Genomic DNA, 21,858 nt, shown 5'->3' on the forward strand with positions numbered 1-21,858 from the left:
ACCCCGACCCGTATCCGTATCCGGACCAGAAGCCCTACCCCACCAATTTCCACACCCTTCACATCACCAGGAGCCTCCTCATGGCCACCTCCGGCACCGACACCACCACCGGCACCGCCACGACCGACACCGCGACCGTCGAGACCGTCCGTACCTGGCTGATCGAGCGCGTCGCCTACTTCCTCGACGTCAAGCCGCAGGACATCGCCACGGACGACCTGCTCGTCGAGATAGGCCTCGACTCCGTGTACGCCCTCACGCTCTGCGGTGACGTGGAGGACGAGTTCGGCATCCTCGTCGAGGCCACGCTCGCCTGGGACCACCCCACGATCGACGCGCTCACCGCGCACATCCACTCCGAACTCGCCGCTCGGTGATGGCCCAGGACCGAGCCCTCTCCATCGGGCAGGAAGCGCTCTGGTTCCTGTACCGGATGGCGCCCGACAGCCCCGCCTACAACGTCCAGGCCGCCCTGCGGGTGCGCGGCGGCCTGGACGAGGCACGGCTGCGGCGCGCGCTGCGCGCGGTGGTGGAACGGCACGACGTGCTGCGCTCCACCTTCACCGAGACCGCCGCGGGCCCGCAGCGGGTGATCGGCCTCCCGGACCTGGTGCAGCTCCAGGTCCGGGAGGTTCCGGGCGTCACCGGGAACAGCCGACTGGAGAAGTACGTCAAGGAGTTCGGCGACACCCCCTTCGACCTGACCGACGAGGGCACCTGCCGGGCGCTGCTGCTGCGCATCGCCCCCGACGACCACGTGATCGTCGTCTCCACCCACCACATCGTCACCGACGCCACCTCCCAGTGGCTGCTGCTCCAGGACCTGCTCGACGCCTACGCGACGGACACCGCACCGCCGCCCCTGGCCCGCGGCTACGACGCCTACGTGCGGGGCGAGCAGGAGCTCCTCGGCGGCACCCGCCGGGACCAGCTGGTCGCGTTCTGGGAGGAGTTCTGCGCGGACGCCTCCGCCGCCGAACTCCCCTCCGACCGGCCGCGCGCCCCGCGCCCGCCGGCCGTCTTCAACGGCGCCACCTGCGAGGCCCGGCTCCCCGACGAGCTGCTGCCGCGCCTGCGCGAGGCGGCCAGGCGGGCGGGCGTCACCCCGTTCGCCCTGACGCTCGGCGTCTTCCAGTCCCTGGTGCACCGCTACAGCGGTCAGCGGGACTTCCTCATCGGCTGCCCGACGACCACCCGCAGCGGCCCCGGCATGCGCGAGGTCGTCGGCTACCTCGTCAACACCCTGGTGCTGCCCGCCCACTTCACCGACACGACGACCTTCGGGCAGGCCGCGAACACGGCGCAGCGCCAGGTGATGCGGGCCATGAAGCACATCGGCTACCCGTACGCCCTGCTCGCCGGCGAGGAACCCTACAACGGTCGGAACCCGCCCGTGCGGATGGTGTTCACGATGGTCGCCCCCGGCCGCCTGGAGCCGCTCCTGATGCGGGTCACCGAGGCGGCGGCCCTGGGCACGGACACCGAGTACGCCGGTCTGCGCGTCGCGCTCATCGACGTACCGCAGCTGGAGGGCCAGTTCGACATCAACGTGGAGATGCGGCAGAGCGAGTCCGCGCTGACCGCAGTGTTCCGCTATGCCACCGACCTGTTCGACGAGTCGACCATCCGCCGGCTTCTCGATTCCTACGTGCAGTTGCTCACCGCGGCCGTCGACGATCCGGACGCCCCGGTGGCCACCGCGGCACTGGTCCGGGCCGACGACCTGGACGACCTGCTGGCGCTGGGCCAGGCATCCGACTGGTGACCGCGCCCGCCACCCACACCCGCTTCCCGCCTACCTCTGGGGACCCCATGCTCAAGGACGACCACACGCTCCTGCAGGCCCGCAGCGCCACGGCCCGCATCCGCACGAACGCCCATGTCACCCCGGACGACCCGGCGGTGATCTTCGTACGGGACCCCAACTCGCCCGACGGCGACGAGACATGGTCGTACGCCAGACTCGACCACGAGGCCCGCAGGATAGCGGGCTGGCTCCAGGAGCGGTACGCGCCCGGTGACCGGGTGCTGCTCCTGTACCCGGAGAGCCTGCAGTTCGCGGCCGCGTTCGTCGGCTGCCTCTACGCGGGCATGGTCGCCGTCCCGTCCTCGCTGCCCGGCCAGTACAGCCACCAGCGCCGCCGGGTGGACTCCATCGTCGAGAACGCGACCGTCGCCGCCGTCCTCACCAGCGAGGCCGTCGCCGCGAGCGTCCTGGACTGGGCGACCTCCGACCCGGGCCGCGAGATCGTCTGCGCCGTCACCGACGGCCCCGACTTCACCGACGCGCACGCCGAGGCCTGGCGGGTGCCCGCCGTCGACCAGGACACGCTGGCCCTGCTCCAGTACACCTCGGGATCCACCTCGGACCCCAAGGGCGTCATGGTCGATCACGGCAACCTGCTGCACAACTCGGCGGCGCTCAGTACCGCGTTCGGCCTGGACCGCACCACCCGGTTCGGCTCATGGATCCCGCAGTACCACGACATGGGGCTGCTCGCGATCCTGCTGCCGCCGCTGCTGCTCGGCGGCTCGTGCGTCCTGATGAGCCCGACGACCTTCCTGAAGCGGCCGCACTGGTGGCTGCGGATGATCGACAAGTACCGGATCAACTGGTCCGCCGCCCCCAACTTCGCCTACGAGCTGTGCGCCCGGCAGATCACGGACGAGCAGCTCGCCGAACTCGACCTGTCCCACTGGCGGTACGCGGCCAACGGCTCGGAGCCGGTCCAGGCCTCCACCCTCGCCGCGTTCGCCAAGCGCTTCGCGCCGGCCGGGTTCCGCAGCGACACCATGGCGCCCTGCTACGGCATGGCCGAGGCGACCGTGTTCATCTCGGGCACCGGACCGCGCGAGCTCGCCGTCACCCGCATCGACGAGTCCCGTCTGGAGCGGCACGAGTTCCACCCGGTGGGCGAGGGCCGGCCCGGCCGCGACGTGGTCAGCTGCGGCACGGCCCAGGAGTACGCCGTACGGATCGTCGACCCGGCCACCCGCGAGGCGCTGCCGCACGGCCGGATCGGCGAGATCTGGCTGCGCGGGTCCAGCGTCGCGCAGGGCTACTGGGGCCGTGCGGACGCCACCCGCGAGACGTTCGGCGTCAGCACGCTGGACGGGGACGCCGGCTACGTGCGGACCGGCGACCTGGGCACCCTGCACGACGGCGAGATCTACGTCACCGGCCGCATCAAGGAGGTGCTGATCCTGCGCGGCCGCAACATCTATCCGCAGGACGTGGAGCACGGGCTGCGCCGGCAGCACCCGGAGCTGGTGGGCCTGTTCGGCGCCGCGTTCGCCGTCCCGGTCGCCACCGGTGACGGCGGTACGGAGGAGCAGCTCGTGGTCGTGCACGAGGTGCGCGGCTCGGTCGGCGCCGACGAACTCCCCCGCCTGGCCGCCCGGATCAAGGGCGGCATCGCCCGTGACTTCAGTGTCAGGCCCGCGGCCGTGGCGCTGGTCAGGCGCGGCGCGGTGCTGCGCACCACCAGCGGCAAGATCCAGCGGGCGGCGATGCGCGCCCAGTTCCTGGACGGCGGGCTCGTGAGCCGCCACCTGGACGGTGCGCAGGCCGCGTGACGCGCGAGGGGCGCCTCACGACGAGGCGCCCCTCGTGTTCCGGCGCACCGCGCTCAGGACAGGTCGAGGCTGCGCATGACGAGTCCGGTGGCGGGCTTGGGACCGAAGGACGTCGACTTGCGCGGCATCCGCACGCCGACCCCGGCCAGCTCCCGGACGGTCCGCTCGCCGACCGGCCGCATCAGCACGGCCGTGCCGCCCTCCCGGTGCGCCTGCGCGACCGCGGCCCGCGCGTCATGGACGTAGGCGATCTCGTCGGGCTCGTCGGGCACCTCCCACACGTGGTCGAGCAGCGTGGTGTGCAGCACGGTGGCGTCCAGCTCCCGCCAGGCAGCCGGCCGGTCAGTTGGCACGGTCCGCGCGAGCAGCGCGGGATCGGGCCGGTCCAGCAGATGGAACACGCGGGGTCCGGCCCCGGTCAGCAGCAGCGCGTTCCCGCCCTCCCGGGCAGCGCCGGCCAACGCATCCAGCGCGGACGGCAGTTCGCCCCGCACCTCCCGGACCCGGAACGCGCCCTCGACGGCGGCCAGCGCCCGTGCCACCGGCAGCCGCCGCAGCACCCGGTGGATGGCCCGCACCCGGAACGGATAGCGCCGGGTGTCCACGAGCAGCGCCAGCCCGAAGTCCCAGCCCCCGGGCTCCCGCCCGCTGCTGTCGCCCGCCTCGTCCCGCAGCCGCAGATACGTGGCCCACCGGTGGTGCCCGTCCACGATCATCGCCTGCCGCCGGCCGAGATCGGCGTCGATCCGCGCCAGCTCCACCGGATCCGTCACCGCCCAGAGCCGGTGCCGCACCCCGTCCTCCATCACGGCGGTGACGAGCGCGGGCCGCCGCACGGTGCGCTCGATGACACCGCCCGCCCCGTACGGTCCGTCGTCCCCCTGGTAGGCGAGCAGCATCGGCTCCAACTGGGCGGCAGTGGCCCGCAGCACACCGGCCCGGTCCTCGACGACGTGCTCGAACACGTCCTCGTGCGGCAGCACCACGTCCTCCCCGTGCCGCGGCAGCCGCAGCGCACCGACGATCCCGCACTGCACGAAGCCGGCGCCGCGCTGCTCGCACACGTACAGCGCGGGCTCGGGATCGGCGGCGATGACCCCCTGTGACAGCCAGTCGGCCAGGGTGCGCACGACGTGCGCGGTGCGGTCGGCGGGGGTCCGCCCGCGCGGCAGGATCAGCCGCACGATGTGGAACGGATCGCCCGGCTCCGTGTCCGCCACCCCGTCGGCGGTGACCGCGGCGAGCGCTCCGACACTGCCGGCCCGCTCCGGTACATAGCGCAGCCCACGAAACGGATGAAGCTGAAGTCCGCCCCGGACGGGGGCCGGCACAGGAGCCGTGAAATTCATGGCCGCAGCGTAGAAAGCCGCTCTTTCACCTCGATTTCAGGCACTGAGGCGCGCTCCGCATCACGCAGAAACCCCAGGTCAGTCCTGCTTGACCTGGGGTTTCAAGAAGAGCCGCCTTCGGGATTCGAACCCGAGACCTACGCATTACGAGTGCGTTGCTCTGGCCATCTGAGCTAAGGCGGCGCCGCCGCGCGCACCGGAGTGCGTCAGCAACGTCGCCAATCCTACACGCTCCCCGGGGGTGCTCCGCCCACCCTTTTTGACCGGGGAAGAGCGGGGCCGACCGGGGCTGACCAGGGGCTCACCGCTACGAACAGCGCTTTCCGTCCGCGGGCGGGGTGCCGGTGAGCAGGTAGGTGTCGATCGCCCCGTCGATGCAGTCGCTGCCGCGGCCGTACGCCGTGTGGCCGTCACCGTCGTAGGTGAGCAGGCGGCCGGAGGAGAGCTGGCCGGCGAGGGCCTGGGCCCACGGGTAGGGGGTGGCCGGGTCGCGGGTGGTGCCGACCACGACGATGGGGGCGGCGCCGTCGGCGGTGATGCGGTGCGGTTCGCCGGTCGGCCGCACCGGCCAGTGGGCGCAGTTCAGTGAGGACCACGCGAGGCCCGCGCCGAAGACCGGGGACGCCTTCTCGAAGGAGGGCAGCGCGTCCTCGACCTCCTTCGACGAGGTGAACGCCGGCGGCTGGTCGAGGCAGTTCACGGCGGCGTTGGCGAACATCAGGTTCGAGTACGTGCCGTCGGGGTCGCGCTCGTAGTAGCTGTCGGAGAGGGCGAGCAGGCCCGCGCCGTCCTTCTTCTTCATCGCGGCGGTGAGCGCCTCGCGCAGTTGCGGCCAGGCCCCCTCGTCGTACATCGCGGCGATCACGCCGGTGGTGGCGAGCGCCTCGCCGAGCTTGCGGCCGTCGGGGTCGCCGGTGCCGAGGGGCGTGCGGTCGAGGGTGGTGAAGAAGTCCTTGAGGCGGGTGCCCGCCTCGTCCGGGGTGCCGGTGCCGAGCGGGCAGTCGGAGCGGCCGACGCAGTCCTTCGCGAAGGACCGGAACGCCGTCTCGAACCCGGCGGTCTGCTGCCGGTTCAGTTCCTGCGCGGACAGCGACGGGTCCATCGCCCCGTCGAGGACGAGCCGGCCCACCCGCTCGGGGAACAGGCCCGCGTACGTCGCGCCGAGGAACGTGCCGTAGGAGGCGCCGACGTAGTTCAGCTTCTCGTCGCCGAGGGCCGCGCGCACGAGGTCCATGTCGCGGGCCGCCTCGACGGTGGAGACGTGCGGCAGGACCCGCTTCGACGTCTTGTCGTGCGTCTCGCAGCCGGTCGCGAACTTCTGGAACGCGGCGCCGAGTTGCTTCTGCTCGCCGGTGTCGTCGGGGGTGACGTCGGTCTGCGTGTAGGCGTCCATCTGCTTGCCGTCGAGGCAGGTGACGGGCGCGCTGCGGGCGACGCCGCGCGGGTCGACGGCGACCATGTCGTAGCCGGCGCGGACCTTCTGCGGGTAGCCGATGCCCGCGTACGCCTGGAGGTAGCCGATCGCGGAGCCGCCGGGGCCGCCCGGGTTGACCAGGAGCGAGCCGAGGTGCTTGCCCTTGCCCGTGGCCTTCTTGCGGGAGACGGCGAGGTCGATGTCGCCGGCGGACGGCTTGTCATAGTCGAGCGGCGCCTTGAGGGTGGCGCACTCGAAGCCGGGGGCGCCGCACTCACGCCACTTCGGGCTCTGGTCGTAGTAGGCGCTGAGCCTGGTCTGGTCGGAACTGGGCAGCGCGGCGAGCGAGGCGTCCGCGGTGCCCGAACTCCCCGGCGAACAGGCGGAGATGCCGGTCAGCAGCAGTCCGGTGGCGGCGGCGAGAAGGACGGTCCGGCGGCGGGCGGTGGAGGGGTGGCGCCTGGAGTACATCCGGCGAGCGTAACGCTCCGCGCGCACATGGTCACTTTCTGTCGGTCCCTCGCGTGACAGCCCCGCCCGGCGGCGGCGCCCCGCGGCCAGAGCCCGGAAGCCGGATCTATCCCGCCCGCAGCGCCATCGTCATCGCCTCGACCGCCAGCAGCGGAGCGACATTGCGGTCGAGGGCCTCGCGGCACCGGCCGATCGCCTCGATACGCCGCAGGGTCGACTCCGGTGACGTGCCCCGGGCCAGCCGCTCCAGCGAGTCCTGGATCTCGATGTTGGCGAGGGCCACCCGCGAGCCGAGCTGCAGCGCCAGCACATCGCGGTACACGCCCGTCAGTTCGGTGAGCGCCAGGTCGAGGCTGTCGCGCTGCGAACGCGTCCGGCGCCGCTTCTGCTTGTCCTCGAGATCCTTCATGACCCCGGCCGTGCCGCGCGGCATCCGGCCGCCGCTCTGCGCGCCGAGTGCCGCCTTCAGCTCCTCGGTCTCCTTGGTGTCGACCTCCTCGGCGAGCTGCTTGGAGTCCTCCGTCGCCGCGTCGACCAGCTCCTGCGCCGCCTTGAGGCAGCCGCCGACGTCCTCGACGCGCAGCGGCACCTTCAGTACGGCGGCCCGGCGCTCCCGGGCGCGCGGGTCGGTGGCCAGGCGCCGGGCCCGGTCGATGTGGCCCTGCGTGGCGCGGGCGGCGGTCGCGGCGGCGGCGGGCTCGACGCCGTCGCGTCGTACGAGCATGTCGGCGACGGCGTCCACGGCGGGGGTGCTCAGCGTCAGCAGCCGGCAGCGGGAGCGGATGGTGGGCAGCGCGTCGTCCACCGAGGGCGCGCACAGCAGCCACACGGTGCGCGGGGCGGGCTCCTCCACGGCCTTCAGCACGGCGTTGGCCGACTTCTCGTTGAGCCGCTCGGCGTCCTCCACGAGGATCACCTGCCACCGGCCGGTCGCCGGTGACGTGTACGACTTGCGGACGGTGTCGCGCATGTCCTCGGCGAGGATCTGCGTGCCGACGGCGGCGACGGTCGTGACGTCGGCGTGCGTGCCGAGCAGGGCGGTGTGGCAGCCGTCGCAGAATCCGCAGCCGGGGGCGCCGCCGAGCGCCCGGTCCGGCGACACGCACTGCAGTGCCGCGGCGAACGCGCGGGCCGCCGTGACCCGGCCCGCGCCCGGCGGCCCGGTGAACAGCCAGGCGTGCGTCATCTTCGACGTCGCGGGCGGCGGCGTGCCGGCCCCCGCGGAGGTCACCAGGGCGTCCGCGTCCCGCGCGGCCGCGTCCAGCTCCGCGACCACGCGCTCCTGACCGACCAGGTCGTCCCATACGGTCATGCGGTTACCGCCTTCCTCGAGCTCAGGCCATTGTGCCGGGAACCACTGACAACCCCGCCCGGACCGGGGTTGGCTACGCCCATGACTGATCTCCGTGTCGAGACCCTGACCGCCGCCGACGCCGCCGACAGCGCGCTGGTCGCCGACTGGCAGTACGTGCACAACACGATCGTGCCGGTCGCCTCCGCGTACCTCTCCTTGGACGACGTCCGCGAGCGCGCCGGGCGCAACGTCCTGGAGGTCGCGTACGCCGGGGACGTCCTCGTCGGCTGCTCGACCGTGCGCACCCCGCGGGACGGAGTCGCCGCGGTGATCTCGCGGGTGCTGCCGGACCACCGGGGCCGGGGGTTCGGCCGGGCGCTGTACGAGCGTGGGCTCGGCAAGGCCCGCGCCCTGGGCGCCGAGGCCGTCGAGACGGTGGTGCTGGCCTCGAACACGGCGGGGCTGCGCTTCGCGGAACGCGCCGGGTTCACCCAGGAGGTCGACCGGTACCGGCTGGACGGGGACACGGTGGACTGGGTGGAGCTCAGGCTGGTCTGAGCCCCACCCCCGCGCCGCGGTTACCGGCGGCGCCGTCCGCCCCGGTCGTCGTCCTCGTTCTGTCCGCCCAGCAGTTCGTCGGCCAGTGACGGCAGGTCGTCCAGCGGCGTCTCCTCCGCCCAGTCCGGGCGGGGGCGACGCCGCGGCCGGCCCTCCTCGTCGACCTGCGGCAGCTCCGCCGTACGGGCGGCCTCGCTCTCCGGCTGTTCCGGCCGCGCGGGCCGCTCGTCGCGGAAGTACCCGGGCGGCACCCGGTCCTCGGTCCGGTCGGACACCTGGGGAAGCACGGCCGTCTCGTCCGCGGCACCGGCCGGCGGACGCGGCAGCTGCGTCGTCTCCTCGGCGTCCCGCACCGGCGGCAGCACCGCGGTCTCCTCGGCGTCCCGCACCGGCGGCAGCACCGCGGTCTCCTCGGCCTGGGTCGGCTCGGGCCGCACGATCGGCGTCGGGACCGTCGTCTCGTTGTCCGGCACGGAAGGCGCGGCGGACTCGACAGGCGCGGCGGGCTCGGCGGGCTTGCGGCGAGCCGCGGTCCCGGTCGACCGGGTGGCCGCCGTCGCGCTGGTCTGCGCCGCCTGGGCGGCCTGGGCCGCGAGCCGCCGGGCCTCTTCGGCGCGCAGCAGCGCCTCCTCGGCCTTGCGCTGCTTCTCCAGGCGCCGCTCCTCGGCCTCGGCGCGCAGGCGTGCCTCCTCCTCGGCCTGCTTGCGGCGGCGCTCCTCCTCGACGGCGCGGGCCTGCTCCTCGGCGAGGAGCCGGGCCTGCTCCGCCTCGGCCTTCTTGCGTGCCTCCTCGGCGCGCTGCCGGGCCTCCTCGGCCTGGCGCTCGGCCTCGATGCGCTGCGCCTCCTCCAGCTCGCGGCGCTGACGCTCCTCCTCCTCGGCACGGAGCTTGGCGAGCTGCTCCTGCCGCTCGCGCTCGATGCGCTCCTCCTCGGCCTTGCGCGCGGCCTCTTCCTCGGCCTTGCGCCGCGCCTCTTCCTCGGCGGCCTTGCGGGCCTCCTCCTGTGCCTTGATCTCGGCTTCGGAGAGCGGCAGGAGGAGGTCGAGCCGGTGCCGGACGACGGTGGTGACGGCCTCCGGCTCCTGTCCGGCGTCGACGACCAGGTAGCGGCCGGGGTCGCCCGCGGCCAGCGTCAGGAAGCCGGAGCGCACCCGGTTGTGGAACTCCAGCGGCTCCGACTCCAGCCGGTCCGGCGCCTCGGTGAACCGCTCGCGGGCGGCCTCCGGGTCCACGTCGAGCAGCACCGTCAGGTGCGGGACGAGGCCGCTGGTGGCCCAGCGGTTGATGCGGGCGACCTCGACGGGCGACAGGTCGCGGCCGGCGCCCTGGTAGGCGACGGACGAGTCGATGTAGCGGTCGGAGATGACGACGGCGCCGCGCTCCAGGGCGGGCCGTACGACGGTGTCGACGTGCTCGGCGCGGTCGGCGGCGTAGAGCAGGGCCTCGGCACGGTGCGAGAGCCCGGCGCTCGACACGTCCAGCAGGATGGAGCGCAGCCGCTTGCCGACGGGGGTGGCGCCCGGCTCGCGGGTGACGACGACCTCGTGGCCCTTGCCGCGGATCCACTCGGCGAGGGCTTCCGCCTGCGTCGACTTGCCGGCGCCGTCGCCGCCCTCCAGGGCGATGAAGAAGCCGGTCGCGGCGGGGGCCTGCGCCGGGTCGTTCCCGCCGAGCAGGGCGTCCTTCAGGTCGTGGCGCAGCGGTACGCCGCTGCGGTCGTCGGCCTTGGCGAGGACCAGCGCGGCGACGGGCAGCAGCAGCGCGCCGACCAGCATCAGGGTGAACGCGGCGCCGCCGTGGGCGAACACGAACTTGCCGTTCTCCAGGCGGTGCGGCCCGATGAGCGCGGCCAGTAGCGGCGCGGCCAGCACGGCCAGCGCGACGCTGACGCGGACGACGGCCTGCAGGTGCTCGGTGGTGCGGGCCCGCCGGTACTCCTCGGTCTCCTGGTCCAGGAGCGCGTGCCCGGTGTTGGCGGCGATGCCCGCGGCGACTCCGGCGACCGCGACGAGCAGGATCACGCTGGTGACGTCCGGGACGAGGCCGGCGGCGAGCAGGGCCAGGCCGGTCAGGGCGATGGCGAGCGCGAGCAGCCGGCGCCGGGACAGCGACGGAAGGACGGTCGGCGCGGTGCGGATGCCGACGACGGTGCCGCCGCTCAGGCCGAGGACGAGCAGCCCGAAGGTGACCGGGCCGCCGCTCAGGTCCTTGGCGTGCAGCACGGACACGGCGACGGCGGCCGAGATCGCTCCGGCGACGGCGGCGCAGGCGAGCACGAGCAGCGGGATCGCGCCGGTGCGTCCCTTGTCGATGCCGCTGCCGGTCTTCGGGCGGCGCAGGCCTTCGAGCGGCGACCGCGCGCGCGGGGTCTGCGTGCCGGGCAGTTCGAGGAAGAAGACGACGGACAGCGACGCGGCGAACAGTCCCGCGCTCACGTACGACGACAGCGCCACCTGGTGCAGCGCGAACCAGTCGACGCCCGCGGCGATCAGGTTCTGGACGAGCGTCACGATCACGAGTGCGGCGGCGGCCAGCGGTACGGCGACGAAGCCGGTCCGCAGCGAGAGGCGCCGCAGGGCGTCCATGTGGTCGGGCAGCGGCCGTACGGACGCGCCCTCCAGCGGCGGCGCGGGCAGCAGGGACGGCGCCGCGCTCTCCTTGGCGACGGTCCAGAACCGCTCGGCGACGCCGACGACGAACGCGGTCACGAGAACCAGCGCCAGCGCGTTGTCCGGAGTCCAGTCGATCCAGAGGGGGGCGACGATCAGCAGCGCGGCGCGCAGCCCGTCGGCGCCGACCATGGTCCAGCGCCGGTCGAGGGGGCCGCCCGGGGCGGTCAGCGCGGTCAGCGGTCCGAGCAGGACGGCGCCGAACAGCAGCGTCGACAGGATCCGGGCGCCGAACACCGCGGCGACGGCGAAGGCCACGCCCCGGTACCCACCGCCGAACGAACCCTCGGAGATGGCCGCCTGCAGGGCGAGCACCACGAGCACAAGCAGCCCGAGAACATCACCGACCCCGCCGACGAGCTGTGCTGACCACAGCCGCTTCAACTGCGGTACGCGCAGGAGCGCGCGCACGGCGCGCTCTCGGGAGTCCGCTACCAGGGCGTCGTCTGTGGCCGTGTGGGGGGCCGTTGGCTGCTCGGCACGGGTCATTCGTCCAGCCTATCGGGCGCCACCGACACCACGAGGGGCCGCCCGAACAAACAAACGCCCCCGGGGAGCGATCCCCGGAGGCGTCCGTCCGGATAAGTCCGACCCTCACATGTCCGGCCCGTGCCGCACGGCTCCTACTCGGCCGGAGCGGCCTTCTTCGCCGGTGCCTTCTTGGCGGTCGTCTTCTTGGCGGTGGTCTTCTTCGCCGCCGTCTTCTTGGCCGTGGTCGTCTTGGCCGCGGTCTTCTTGGCGGCGGTCTTCTTGGCCGGTGCCTTCTTCGCGGTCTTCTTCTTGGCGGGGCCCTTGGCCCGCTTCTCCGCGAGCAGTTCGAAGCCGCGCTCCGGTGTGATCTCTTCCACGGAGTCGCCGGACCGCAGGGTGGCGTTCGTCTCGCCGTCGGTGACGTACGGGCCGAAACGGCCGTCCTTCACGACGACCGGCTTCTCGCTGACCGGGTCCTGGCCGAGCTCCTTCAGCGGCGGCTTGGCGGCCGCACGCCCGCGCTGCTTGGGCTGGGAGTAGATCTCCAGCGCCTCTTCCAGCGTGATGGTGAAGAGCTGCTCCTCGGCCTGCAGGGAGCGCGAGTCCGTGCCCTTCTTCAGGTACGGCCCGTACCGCCCGTTCTGCGCGGTGATCTCGACGCCCTCGGCGTCGGCGCCCACCACGCGCGGCAGCGACATCAGCTTCAGGGCGTCGTCCAGCGTCACCGTGTCGAGCGACATGGTCTTGAAGAGCGAGGCGGTGCGCGGCTTCACGGCGTTCTTGCCGGTCTTCGGGGTGCCCTCGGGGAGCACCTCGGTGACGTACGGGCCGTAGCGCCCGTCCTTGGCGATGATCTGGTGGCCGCTCGTCGGGTCCGTGCCCAGCTCGAAGTCGCCGCTCGGCTTGGCGAGCAGCTCCTCCGCGTACTCGACCGAGAGCTCGTCGGGGGCGAGGTCCTCGGGGACGTCCGCGCGCTGGTGGTTCTCGGAGTCGCGCTCGCCGCGCTCGACGTAGGGGCCGTAGCGCCCGACGCGCAGCACGATGTCGTTGCCGACGGGGAAGGACGAGACCTCGCGGGCGTCGATCGCGCCCAGGTCGGTCACGAGTTCCTTCAGGCCGCCGAGGTGGTCACCGTCGCCGTTGCCCGCGTCGGCCGCGCTGGCGTCGCCGGAGCCTTCGCCGAAGTAGAAGCGCTTCAGCCACGGCACGGACTGGGCCTCGCCCCGCGCGATGCGGTCGAGGTCGTCCTCCATCTTGGCGGTGAAGTCGTAGTCGACGAGCCGCCCGAAGTGCTTCTCCAGCAGGTTGACCACGGCGAACGACAAGAAGGAGGGCACCAGGGCCGTCCCCTTCTTGAAGACGTAGCCGCGGTCGAGGATCGTGCCGATGATCGACGCGTACGTCGACGGGCGGCCGATCTCGCGCTCTTCCAGCTCCTTGACCAGCGAGGCCTCGGTGTAGCGGGCCGGCGGCTTGGTCGAGTGGCCGTCGACCGAGATCTCCTCGGCGGACAGCGGGTCGCCCTCGGCGACCTGCGGCAGCCGGCGCTCGCGGTCGTCCAGCTCCGCGTTCGGGTCGTCGGCGCCCTCGACGTAGGCCTTGAGGAAGCCGTGGAAGGTGATGGTCTTGCCGGACGCGCTGAACTCGGCGTCGCGGCCGTCGGAGGACGTGCCGCCGATCTTGACCGTGACGCTGTTGCCGACCGCGTCCTTCATCTGGGAGGCGACGGTGCGCTTCCAGATCAGCTCGTAGAGCTTGAACTGGTCACCGGTCAGACCGGTCTCGGCGGGCGTGCGGAAGCGGTCGCCCGAGGGGCGGATCGCCTCGTGCGCCTCCTGCGCGTTCTTGACCTTGCCCGCGTAGGTGCGCGGCTTGTCCGGCAGGTAGTCCGACCCGTACAACTGCGTGACCTGGGCACGAGCGGCCGAGACCGCCGTGTCCGACAGGGTCGTGGAGTCCGTACGCATATAGGTGATGAAGCCGTTCTCGTACAGCTTCTGGGCCACCTGCATGGTCGCCTTGGCGCCGAAGCCCAGCTTGCGCGAGGCCTCCTGCTGCATGGTCGTCGTACGGAAGGGGGCGTACGGCGAGCGGCGGTACGGCTTGGACTCGACGGAGCGGACGGCGAACGACGTGTTCTCCAGGGCGGCGGCGAGCGCTCGCGCGTTCGCCTCGTCCAGGTGGAGGGTGTTCGCCGAGTTGCCGCCCTTGATCTGGCCGAGCGAGTCGAAGTCGCGGCCCTGCGCGATGCGCTTGCCGTCGACCGCGCTGAGCCGCGCGACCAGGGACGACGGGTCGGAGGAGTCGCCGGCCCGGCCGGTCGCGAAGGTGCCGGTCAGGTCCCAGTACTCGGCGGTGCGGAAGGCGATGCGCTCGCGCTCCCGCTCGACGACGAGGCGGGTGGCCACCGACTGGACACGGCCCGCCGACAGGCGCGGCATGACCTTCTTCCACAGGACCGGCGAGACCTCGTAGCCGTAGAGACGGTCGAGGATGCGGCGGGTCTCCTGGGCGTCGACCATGCGCTTGTTGAGCTCGCGCGGGTTGGCCACGGCGGAGCGGATCGCGTCCTTGGTGATCTCGTGGAAGACCATCCGGTGGACGGGAACCTTGGGCTTCAGGACCTCCAGGAGGTGCCACGCGATGGCTTCGCCCTCGCGGTCCTCATCGGTGGCGAGGAAGAGTTCGTCGGAGTCCTTCAGCAGGTCCTTGAGCTTCTTGACCTGGGACTTCTTGTCGGCATTGACGACATAGATCGGCTCGAAGTCGTTCTCGACGTCGACGCCGAGGCGGCGCACCTCACCCGTGTACTTGTCGGGCACCTCGGCGGCGCCGTTGGGGAGGTCGCGAATGTGCCCGACGCTCGCTTCGACGACGTACCCAGGGCCGAGATAGCCCTTGATCGTCTTCGCCTTGGCGGGCGACTCGACGATCACGAGTCGACGGCCGCCCTGTGCGGTCTCGCTGGTCGGGGACAACTTCGCTCTTCTCTCCGGTCGGCGGTTGGGGCCGTTCTGGTCGGTAGTACGGCAATGGCACTGCGGAGTGTGACGGTACCTCCCGCCGGTGTGTCAAACGGGAAAAGCACGCAGCAGCCACTCGGAACGGTAACCCGACTCCTCGTGATCCTGCCCCCGGACCGGGGAGCGGACGCTTCACCTCCGGGTACCCACAAGATCACTGTGTGTGCCATCCAGTGCCACATTCCTGTCACGGACGTCCCTATTGCGCTGCTGTCGCGCTCCCTCGCTCCACTCCCTTATCTGCTCCTGACAAGATGGCGGATGGCTGGGGGAGCCCAAGGGAAGCCTCCGGCTCGTCCCCACCGGCATCCCGACCCAGGAGCATCCCGATGTCCGACAGCAACCCCTACGGCCAGCAGCCCCCGCAGGAGCAGCCGGGCGCGAACCCGTACGGCTACCCGCAGCAGGGCTCGCAGCCCGGATACGGCGCGGCTCCGGGCCAGCCCCCGCAGGGCGGCCAGCCCGGCTACGGCTACCCGTACCCCGGCTCCGCCCCGGCCGGCGGCGGCTACCCGCCCCAGCCCGGCATGCCCGTCGCCTACGACCCGGCGGCGCCCTACGGGTACGACCCCTACGGCCGCCCGTACTCCGACAAGTCGAAGATGACGGCCGGTCTGCTCAACATCTTCCTGGGCACGTTCGGCGTCGGCCGCTTCTACACCGGCCACACCGGGCTCGCCGTCGGCCAGCTCCTGGTCGGCGTCCTGACCTGCGGCATCGGCGGTCTGTGGGGCTTCATCGACGGCATCGTCATGCTCGCCGGCAGCAACACGACCGACGCGCAGGGCCGCATCCTGCGCTCGTAGTCGTGACCTCCGCCCGCGCCGTCCTGCGCGCCCCGGCCACGGCACCCCTCGCGGTGCTCGTCGCCGGGGCCGCCGCAGCCGCGTACCTCTACGACACGAATCCGCACGAGCCCGGACACTGGCTGCCCGGCTGCCCGTTCCGCGCGCTGACCGGGCTGCTCTGCCCCGGCTGCGGCGGCACCCGCATGGTGTACGACGTGCTGCACGGCCGGTTCGGCACGGCCTGGCACGACAACGCGCTGCTGCTCGTGGTCACCCCGTTCGTCCTCTTCCTGCTGGGGCGTTGGCTCTGGTCGGGGCTGCGCGGGCGCCGGTGGGTGCCGGTGCCGAGCACCCGCACCCAGCTCGTCCTGCTCACCGTCGCCGCGCTCTGGACCGTGCTGCGCAACGTGTTCTGATCGCCCGTCACCGCCGTACGCGCAAGGTCACGAACTCGCCACGATCGGTGCCCCGACGCCCTGACACCCCGCTGTCCCCCTCTACGCTTCGGACTCCCGAGGCCAACGCCGTGTCCCCACCGGTGCGTCACTCTCGGATCATCCGCTCACAGGCCCGGCTTCGCCGTGCCCGCTTTCACGTCCCTAGGAGCAACTCCCATGTCCCAGCCCTTCCCCGGCGCCACTCCCGAGGCCCCGTTCGGCGTCGACCCGCAGGGCCGCCCGTACTCCGACAAGCAGAAGCTGGTCGCCGGCCTGCTCGGCATCTTCCTCGGCTCGTTCGGCGTCGGGCGCTTCTACGTGGGCGACACCAAGATCGGTGTCTGGCAGCTCGTCGTCTCCGTGCTGACCTGCGGCGCCGGCGGTCTGTGGGGCTTCATCGACGGCATCCTGTTCCTCACGAGCAACGACCGTACGGACGCCCAGGGCCGCCCCCTGCGCTGACGCCCCGTCGTCGCACGCCCGCGTACGTTCCCGTACGCGCCGACGCCCGCCCCGGACCCTTCCGGAGGCGGGCGTCGCCGTACGCGCCGCGGTTCCTGAACCCGCGTCACACCTGGCCGAAACACCATGCCGCGAGCGCCAGGCAGCCCACGCCGACGGCCCCGGCGACCACCGCCGACGCCACCGGGCGAGCGCCGTACGCCACCGGTTCACGGTGCGCCGCGCGCGCCCCCGTCCACACCACGAGTCCCGCGCCGAACAGCGCGAACACCGTGCCCGCGAAGACCGCAGGTGCACTCTCCATCGCCTTGCCTCCCCGACGTCGGGGCGGCTCGCGCCGCCCAGGCCGGTGACGCTCGCACGGGCGGGGGAACCCCGGGTGAACTCCGGGACAGCGCACGGCGAAGAGCGGCTATCCGGCGTCCCCGACCGGCTCCAGGAAGCCCTGCTCGACCAGGGTGCGGATCTGCGCCGGGGTGCGGTCGCGCAGCAGCACCGGCTCCTCGCCGACGAGTTGGGCGATGGCGTCCAGGATCCGTCCGGCGCTCAGCGTCCCGTCGCAGACGCCCGCGAACCCGGCGCCGACCGTGTCCACCTTCGTCGCCCGCCGCATCCCGCGCCCCTGCCGCAGCACGACGTGCTCGGGGTCCTCGGCGCCCGGCAGCCCGACCTGCTCCTGCACGACCTCACCGGCGAGCCGGAACGAGGACTCCAGCAGGGCCGCGTCGTCGTGCGTGCGCAGCCAGTCGACCCGCTCGAAGTGCGCCCGCACCACGTCGCCGAGCGGCTGCTCGACGGGGTGCGGCCACTCCTCGACGACGATCGAGGGGGACGCGCCGGAGGACTTGCGGAGCGTGATCCACCCGAACCCGACGGCCTTCACCTTCCGCGCCTCGAACTCGTCGAGCCACGCGTCGTACCGGGCCGCGTACTCGGCCGGGTCCGTGCGGTGGTCACCGGCGTCGCGCAGCCACAGCTCGGCGTACTGGGTGATGTCCTGCACCTCGCGCTGCACGATCCAGGCGTCGCAGCCGCGCGGCACCCACGAGCGCAGCCGCTCGGTCCACTCCTCCCCCTCCACGTGCTGCCAGTTGGCCAGGAACTGCGCGTACCCCCCGTCGTTCAGGCGCTCCCCCGCCCCTTGAACGAGCGTGCGGCACAGATCGTCCCCGCCCATCCCGCCGTCGCGGTAGGTGAGGCGCGCGCCGGGCGAGATGACGAAGGGCGGGTTCGACACGATCAGGTCGTACGTCGCGTCGCCCACGGGCTCGTACAGGGACCCCTCGCGCAGATCGGAGCCGCGCACCCCGGACAGGGCGAGGGTGAGCGCGGTGATGTGCAGGGCGCGGGAGTTGAGGTCGGTCGCGGTGACCCGGGTGGCGTGCTGCGCCGCGTGCAGCGCCTGGATCCCGGAACCGGTGCCGAGGTCGAGGGCGGCTGCGACGGGCGTACGGACGGTGATTCCGGCGAGCGTGGTGGACGCCCCGCCGACGCCGAGCACGACGCCCTCCTCGTGGCTGCCGATGCCGCCGGCGCCGCCGACCGCGCAGCCCAGGTCGGACACGATGAACCAGTCCTCGCCGTCGGGTCCGCCGTACGGGCGTACGTCGACGGTCGCGGCCACCTCGTCGCCGCTCGCCCGCAGCCACCCGCTCTCCAGGCACGCGTCGAGGGGCAGCACCCCGGCGACGCGCTCCCGCGGCACGGGCCGCTGCAGCAGGAAGAGCCGGACGAGCGTCGCCAGGGAGGAGTCCTCCCGGGTGGCGCGCAGGGCGGGCACGGTCTCGCTGCGCGCGAGCGCCGCGTAGGCGGGCGCCCCGAGCAGTTCGAGGAGGCCGTCGGCGGTGAACTCGGCGGCGAGCAGGGCGGCGCGCAGCGAGGCGGCGACGTCGGGTCGGTCGGCGGCGGGCAGGGCGGCGGAAACGGAAGAACTCACGCCTCCATTGTGACGCCGACGCGCCCCGCAGGGGGTGCGGGTGAACGACGGCGCCCCCGGCGCGGCGGACGGACCGCGGCACCGGGGGCGCTGACGAAGAGGCCGGACCTAGGAGGCCGACGGCGAAGCGGAAGCGCTCTTGCAGCTCTCCTGCTTGGCCATCGCCTTGCCCACGTCGCCCTCCTCCAGGTTCTTCAGGGCGTCGCTGCCGCTCTGGCTCAACTTGTCGAGCTCGCCCGCGATCCCCTTGAGGCCCTCGGCGAACTTCGCCTGGTCGTCGGTGTCCAGCTTGTCGACCTGCTTCTTCAGGCCCGCGTACGACGTCGAGATCTTGTCCAGCTCCTGGACCGCGTCCTGCTGCTTCGTCTTGCCGTCGTCGACCGGCGGGGCCCCCGCCTTGTCGACGGCGTCACCGATCGCCTTGTACGCGTCGGACATGTCCTGGAACGCCTTCGAGTCCGTCTTCTGGACATCGGCCGGCGCGCTGTTGTCCGACGTCTCCTTCTGGATCGCGGCGTTGGCCGACTCGATCTTCTTCGCCTGCGGCTGGACCGCGTCGCAGACCTCCTTGGCCCAGGAGTTCAGCTTCGCGTCGCTGTCGTCGCTGCAGCCCGACAAGGCCAGTACCAGTACCGCACCGCCGGACAGTGCGGCTGCAAGCTTCTTGTTCACCGGATCGGTCCCTTCCATGGCTCTCGGCCCCGGAACTTACACGCCGAGCACACGACAATCGCACCTCGGGCGTCCCATAAGACCGCTTTATTGACCTTTAGCAGCCATTTGCACCAAGGGAGAGAAGGCTCACGGAAGAAGTACGCACGAATCCCGCGCAGGTTCGGAAGCCGCAGGTGACACGGGAGCCGGCACCGCAGCGGGCGGACAGGGCATCAAGAGCCGCTGTCCGCCCGCCTGTTGATCCGCCCTACGTCCGGGACGGCTCCACGGCCGGGTCCGCCGGCCTCGGCACCCGCCCCGGGTTCTGCTCGCCGTCACCGCCGTCACCCTCGTCGTCGCCGACCGCGATGCCGCGCCGCTTCGACACGTACACCGCCCCGACGATCACGGCGAGCGCGACGACGGCCACCACGATGCGCACGGGCACGCTCGCGTCGTCCCCGTAGCTGAACTTGACCACCGCGGGCGCGATGAGCAGCGCGACGAGGTTCATCACCTTCAGCAGCGGGTTGATGGCGGGCCCCGCGGTGTCCTTGAACGGGTCCCCGATCGTGTCACCGATCACGGTGGCCGCATGGGCCTCGCTGCCCTTGCCGCCGTGGTGCCCGTCCTCGACGAGTTTCTTCGCGTTGTCCCACGCGCCACCGGAGTTGGCGAGGAAGACCGCCATCAGCGTCCCGGTGCCGATGGCGCCCGCCAGGTACGCGCCGAGCGCACCCACCCCGAGCGTGAAGCCGACCGCGATCGGCGCCATGACGGCGAGCAGGCCGGGCGTGGCCAGCTCCCTGAGCGCGTCCTTCGTGCAGATGTCGACGACCCGTCCGTACTCGGGCTCCTCCGTGTAGTCCATGATCCCGGGACGCTCGCGGAACTGCCGGCGCACCTCGTAGACCACCGAACCCGCGGACCGCGACACGGCGTTGATGGCGAGTCCGGAGAAGAGGAACACGACCGCGGCGCCGACGATGAGCCCGACCAGGTTGTTGGGCTGCGAGATGTCCATCACCAGGTTCATCGGCCCGCCGTCGCCGACCTTCTCGCCGACGTCCCGGGCCGCGGTGAGGATCGCGTCCCGGTACGAACCGAACAGCGCCGAGGCGGCGAGCACGGCGGTGGCGATGGCGATGCCTTTGGTGATGGCCTTCGTCGTGTTGCCCACGGCGTCCAGGTCGGTGAGCACCTGCGCGCCCGACCCCTGCACGTCACCGGACATCTCGGCGATGCCCTGCGCGTTGTCGGAGACCGGACCGAAGGTGTCCATGGCGACGATGACGCCGACGGTGGTGAGCAGGCCGGTGCCGGCCAGCGCGACCGCGAACAGCGCGAGCATGATCGACGTACCGCCGAGCAGGAACGCCCCGTACACGCCGAGCCCGATCAGCACCGCCGTGTACACGGCCGATTCGAGCCCGATGGAGATGCCGGCGAGCACGACGGTCGCGGGTCCGGTCAGCGACGTCCGGCCGATGTCCTTGACCGGGCGCCGGGTCGTCTCGGTGAAGTAGCCGGTGAGCTGCTGGATCAGCGCGGCGAGCACGATGCCGATGGCCACGGCGACGACCGCGAGGATCCGCGGGTCGCCGTCCTTGGCGCGGATCGCCGCGTCGGTGACCCCGTCCAGGTCGGCGTACTTCCCTGGCAGGTACGTGAAGACGGCCAGGGCCACGAGGGCGAGCGAGATCAGCGCGGAGATGAAGAAGCCGCGGTTGATGGCGCTCATGCCGGAGCGGTCGGACCGGCGTGGCGCGACGGCGAAGATGCCGATCATCGCCGTGACGACGCCGATCGCGGGCACGATCAGCGGGAAGGCGAGACCGGCGTCGCCGAAGGCGGCCTTGCCGAGGATCAGCGCGGCGACGAGCGTGACGGCGTAGGACTCGAAGAGGTCGGCGGCCATTCCGGCGCAGTCTCCGACGTTGTCGCCCACGTTGTCGGCGATGGTCGCGGCATTGCGCGGATCGTCCTCCGGAATGCCCTGCTCGACCTTGCCGACCAGGTCGGCGCCGACGTCGGCGGCCTTGGTGAAGATGCCGCCGCCGACCCGCATGAACATGGCGATCAGCGCGGCCCCGAGCCCGAAACCCTCCAGGACCTTGGGCGCGTCGGCCGCGTAGACGAGCACGACACAGGAGGCGCCGAGCAGGCCGAGGCCCACCGTGAACATGCCGACGACGCCGCCCGTACGGAAAGCGATCTTCATGGCTTTGTGCGAGACGGCGGTGAGATCCTTTTCCGGCTCACCTTCCGCCGGTGTGGCTTCCCGGGCCGCGGCGGCGACCCGCACATTACTGCGCACCGCGAGCCACATTCCGATATAGCCGGTGACCGCCGAGAACAGGGCGCCGATCAAGAAGAAGATCGAACGTCCGGCCCGCTGATTCCAGTCGTCCGCGGGAAGCAGCATGAGCAGGAAGAACACCACGACGGCGAATACGCCGAGGGTCCGCAACTGTCGGCCCAGATAGGCTTTCGCGCCTTCCTGGACCGCGGCCGCGATCTTCTTCATGGAATCCGTGCCCTCACCGGCGGCGAGCACCTGGCGCACCAGGACTCCGGCGACGGCGAGCGCCGCGAGCGCGACGACGGCGATGACGATCACGATCAGCCGGTTGTCGTCCGTCAGAACTGCGGCTGCGAGGTGAGCGGGGGCAGAAGGCTCCGCCATTCGTCCTCCTTGACGCTTGGGCTGAGCTCAAGATGTGGACGGATTGTAGGGAGCGGGACCTGATCAAAAC

16 protein-coding genes and 1 tRNA gene are annotated in these 21,858 nt (G+C 72.1%); 7 read left to right on the top strand and 10 right to left on the bottom strand.

Features of this window, described 5'->3' with window-relative positions:
• The first annotated feature begins 80 nt into the window (after nt 1-80).
• From ACQUQD_RS18765 to ACQUQD_RS18775, 3 genes are read left to right on the top strand one after another with little or no spacing between them, the layout of a single operon-like run.
• Nucleotides 81-377: an acyl carrier protein gene (locus tag ACQUQD_RS18765; RefSeq protein ID WP_428953258.1), complete on the top strand. Its 297-nt coding sequence runs from the start codon at nt 81-83 to the stop codon at nt 375-377.
• A complete protein-coding gene (locus ACQUQD_RS18770; RefSeq protein WP_428953259.1) occupies nt 377-1,765 on the top strand; it encodes a condensation domain-containing protein in 1,389 nt (462 codons plus the stop codon). Before ACQUQD_RS18765 ends, ACQUQD_RS18770 begins: the two co-directional genes overlap by 1 nt.
• A gap of 47 nt (nt 1,766-1,812) precedes the next feature.
• Nucleotides 1,813-3,576 (top strand): fatty acyl-AMP ligase, encoded by a 1,764-nt coding sequence (locus ACQUQD_RS18775; protein WP_428953260.1) that lies wholly within the window; start codon nt 1,813-1,815, stop codon nt 3,574-3,576.
• 53 nt (nt 3,577-3,629) lie between these two features.
• Here the strand turns inward: ACQUQD_RS18775 and ACQUQD_RS18780 are convergent, their stop codons facing one another.
• The 4 genes from ACQUQD_RS18780 to ACQUQD_RS18795 form a co-directional block, all read right to left on the bottom strand.
• Nucleotides 3,630-4,925, bottom strand: a complete 1,296-nt coding sequence (locus ACQUQD_RS18780; RefSeq protein WP_428953261.1) for a DUF1015 family protein — start codon at nt 4,923-4,925, stop codon at nt 3,630-3,632.
• Nucleotides 4,926-5,034: 109 nt separating this feature from the next.
• Nucleotides 5,035-5,108 (bottom strand) — tRNA-Thr (locus ACQUQD_RS18785).
• Nucleotides 5,109-5,232: 124 nt separating this feature from the next.
• On the bottom strand, nt 5,233-6,810 hold the full coding sequence (locus ACQUQD_RS18790; RefSeq protein WP_428953262.1) for an alpha/beta hydrolase: 1,578 nt from the start codon (nt 6,808-6,810) through the stop codon (nt 5,233-5,235).
• A gap of 106 nt (nt 6,811-6,916) precedes the next feature.
• On the bottom strand, nt 6,917-8,122 hold the full coding sequence (locus ACQUQD_RS18795) for a DNA polymerase III subunit delta' (protein WP_428953263.1): 1,206 nt from the start codon (nt 8,120-8,122) through the stop codon (nt 6,917-6,919).
• Between the two features lie 81 nt (nt 8,123-8,203).
• Here ACQUQD_RS18795 and ACQUQD_RS18800 point away from each other — a divergent pair, with 81 nt between their 5' ends.
• Complete coding sequence (locus ACQUQD_RS18800; RefSeq protein ID WP_428953264.1) at nt 8,204-8,662, top strand: N-acetyltransferase family protein; 459 nt, start codon at nt 8,204-8,206, stop codon at nt 8,660-8,662.
• Between the two features lie 20 nt (nt 8,663-8,682).
• Here ACQUQD_RS18800 and tmk read toward each other — a convergent pair whose 3' ends face one another.
• Both tmk and topA read right to left on the bottom strand, forming a co-directional pair.
• Nucleotides 8,683-11,820: a dTMP kinase gene (tmk, locus tag ACQUQD_RS18805; RefSeq protein WP_428953265.1), complete on the bottom strand. Its 3,138-nt coding sequence runs from the start codon at nt 11,818-11,820 to the stop codon at nt 8,683-8,685.
• A gap of 134 nt (nt 11,821-11,954) precedes the next feature.
• Nucleotides 11,955-14,780 carry a type I DNA topoisomerase gene (gene topA / locus ACQUQD_RS18810; protein WP_428953266.1) on the bottom strand — a complete coding sequence of 942 codons (2,826 nt, stop codon included), beginning with the start codon at nt 14,778-14,780 and terminating at the stop codon, nt 11,955-11,957.
• Between the two features lie 374 nt (nt 14,781-15,154).
• Between topA and ACQUQD_RS18815 the strand changes: the two genes are divergently transcribed.
• The 3 genes from ACQUQD_RS18815 to ACQUQD_RS18825 all read left to right on the top strand — a co-directional run bounded on the left by ACQUQD_RS18815 (nt 15,155) and on the right by ACQUQD_RS18825 (nt 16,512).
• Nucleotides 15,155-15,631 (top strand): TM2 domain-containing protein, encoded by a 477-nt coding sequence (locus ACQUQD_RS18815; protein WP_428953267.1) that lies wholly within the window; start codon nt 15,155-15,157, stop codon nt 15,629-15,631.
• Nucleotides 15,632-15,633: 2 nt separating this feature from the next.
• On the top strand, nt 15,634-16,029 hold the full coding sequence (locus tag ACQUQD_RS18820) for a DUF2752 domain-containing protein (protein ID WP_428953268.1): 396 nt from the start codon (nt 15,634-15,636) through the stop codon (nt 16,027-16,029).
• A gap of 198 nt (nt 16,030-16,227) precedes the next feature.
• Complete coding sequence (locus tag ACQUQD_RS18825; RefSeq protein ID WP_428953269.1) at nt 16,228-16,512, top strand: TM2 domain-containing protein; 285 nt, start codon at nt 16,228-16,230, stop codon at nt 16,510-16,512.
• A gap of 106 nt (nt 16,513-16,618) precedes the next feature.
• On the opposite strand, the gene ACQUQD_RS18830 is transcribed toward ACQUQD_RS18825, so the two are convergent.
• The 4 genes from ACQUQD_RS18830 to ACQUQD_RS18845 form a co-directional block, all read right to left on the bottom strand.
• Complete coding sequence (locus ACQUQD_RS18830) at nt 16,619-16,816, bottom strand: hypothetical protein (RefSeq protein WP_428953270.1); 198 nt, start codon at nt 16,814-16,816, stop codon at nt 16,619-16,621.
• A gap of 108 nt (nt 16,817-16,924) precedes the next feature.
• Nucleotides 16,925-18,448: a DUF7059 domain-containing protein gene (locus tag ACQUQD_RS18835; protein WP_428953271.1), complete on the bottom strand. Its 1,524-nt coding sequence runs from the start codon at nt 18,446-18,448 to the stop codon at nt 16,925-16,927.
• Nucleotides 18,449-18,556: 108 nt separating this feature from the next.
• The gene (locus ACQUQD_RS18840; RefSeq protein ID WP_428953272.1) at nt 18,557-19,138 is read right to left on the bottom strand and encodes a small secreted protein; all 582 of its coding nucleotides are present in this window, start codon (nt 19,136-19,138) and stop codon (nt 18,557-18,559) included.
• A 232-nt stretch (nt 19,139-19,370) separates the two neighbouring features.
• Nucleotides 19,371-21,788 carry a sodium-translocating pyrophosphatase gene (locus ACQUQD_RS18845; protein ID WP_428953273.1) on the bottom strand — a complete coding sequence of 806 codons (2,418 nt, stop codon included), beginning with the start codon at nt 21,786-21,788 and terminating at the stop codon, nt 19,371-19,373.
• Between the last annotated feature and the right edge of the window lie 70 nt (nt 21,789-21,858).

Source organism: Streptomyces sp. cg35, assembly GCF_050410835.1.
Classification (GTDB): Bacteria; Actinomycetota; Actinomycetes; order Streptomycetales; family Streptomycetaceae; genus Streptomyces.

Coding starts and splice junctions, on each gene's coding strand:
- ACQUQD_RS18765 (WP_428953258.1), top strand. CDS start 81: ATGGCCACCTCCGGCACCGACACCACCACCGGCACCGCCACGACCGAC.
- ACQUQD_RS18770 (WP_428953259.1), top strand. CDS start 377: ATGGCCCAGGACCGAGCCCTCTCCATCGGGCAGGAAGCGCTCTGGTTC.
- ACQUQD_RS18775 (WP_428953260.1), top strand. CDS start 1,813: ATGCTCAAGGACGACCACACGCTCCTGCAGGCCCGCAGCGCCACGGCC.
- ACQUQD_RS18780 (WP_428953261.1), bottom strand. CDS start 4,925: ATGAATTTCACGGCTCCTGTGCCGGCCCCCGTCCGGGGCGGACTTCAG.
- ACQUQD_RS18790 (WP_428953262.1), bottom strand. CDS start 6,810: ATGTACTCCAGGCGCCACCCCTCCACCGCCCGCCGCCGGACCGTCCTT.
- ACQUQD_RS18795 (WP_428953263.1), bottom strand. CDS start 8,122: ATGACCGTATGGGACGACCTGGTCGGTCAGGAGCGCGTGGTCGCGGAG.
- ACQUQD_RS18800 (WP_428953264.1), top strand. CDS start 8,204: ATGACTGATCTCCGTGTCGAGACCCTGACCGCCGCCGACGCCGCCGAC.
- tmk (WP_428953265.1), bottom strand. CDS start 11,820: ATGACCCGTGCCGAGCAGCCAACGGCCCCCCACACGGCCACAGACGAC.
- ACQUQD_RS18815 (WP_428953267.1), top strand. CDS start 15,155: ATGTCCGACAGCAACCCCTACGGCCAGCAGCCCCCGCAGGAGCAGCCG.
- ACQUQD_RS18825 (WP_428953269.1), top strand. CDS start 16,228: ATGTCCCAGCCCTTCCCCGGCGCCACTCCCGAGGCCCCGTTCGGCGTC.
- ACQUQD_RS18830 (WP_428953270.1), bottom strand. CDS start 16,816: ATGGAGAGTGCACCTGCGGTCTTCGCGGGCACGGTGTTCGCGCTGTTC.
- ACQUQD_RS18840 (WP_428953272.1), bottom strand. CDS start 19,138: ATGGAAGGGACCGATCCGGTGAACAAGAAGCTTGCAGCCGCACTGTCC.
- ACQUQD_RS18845 (WP_428953273.1), bottom strand. CDS start 21,788: ATGGCGGAGCCTTCTGCCCCCGCTCACCTCGCAGCCGCAGTTCTGACG.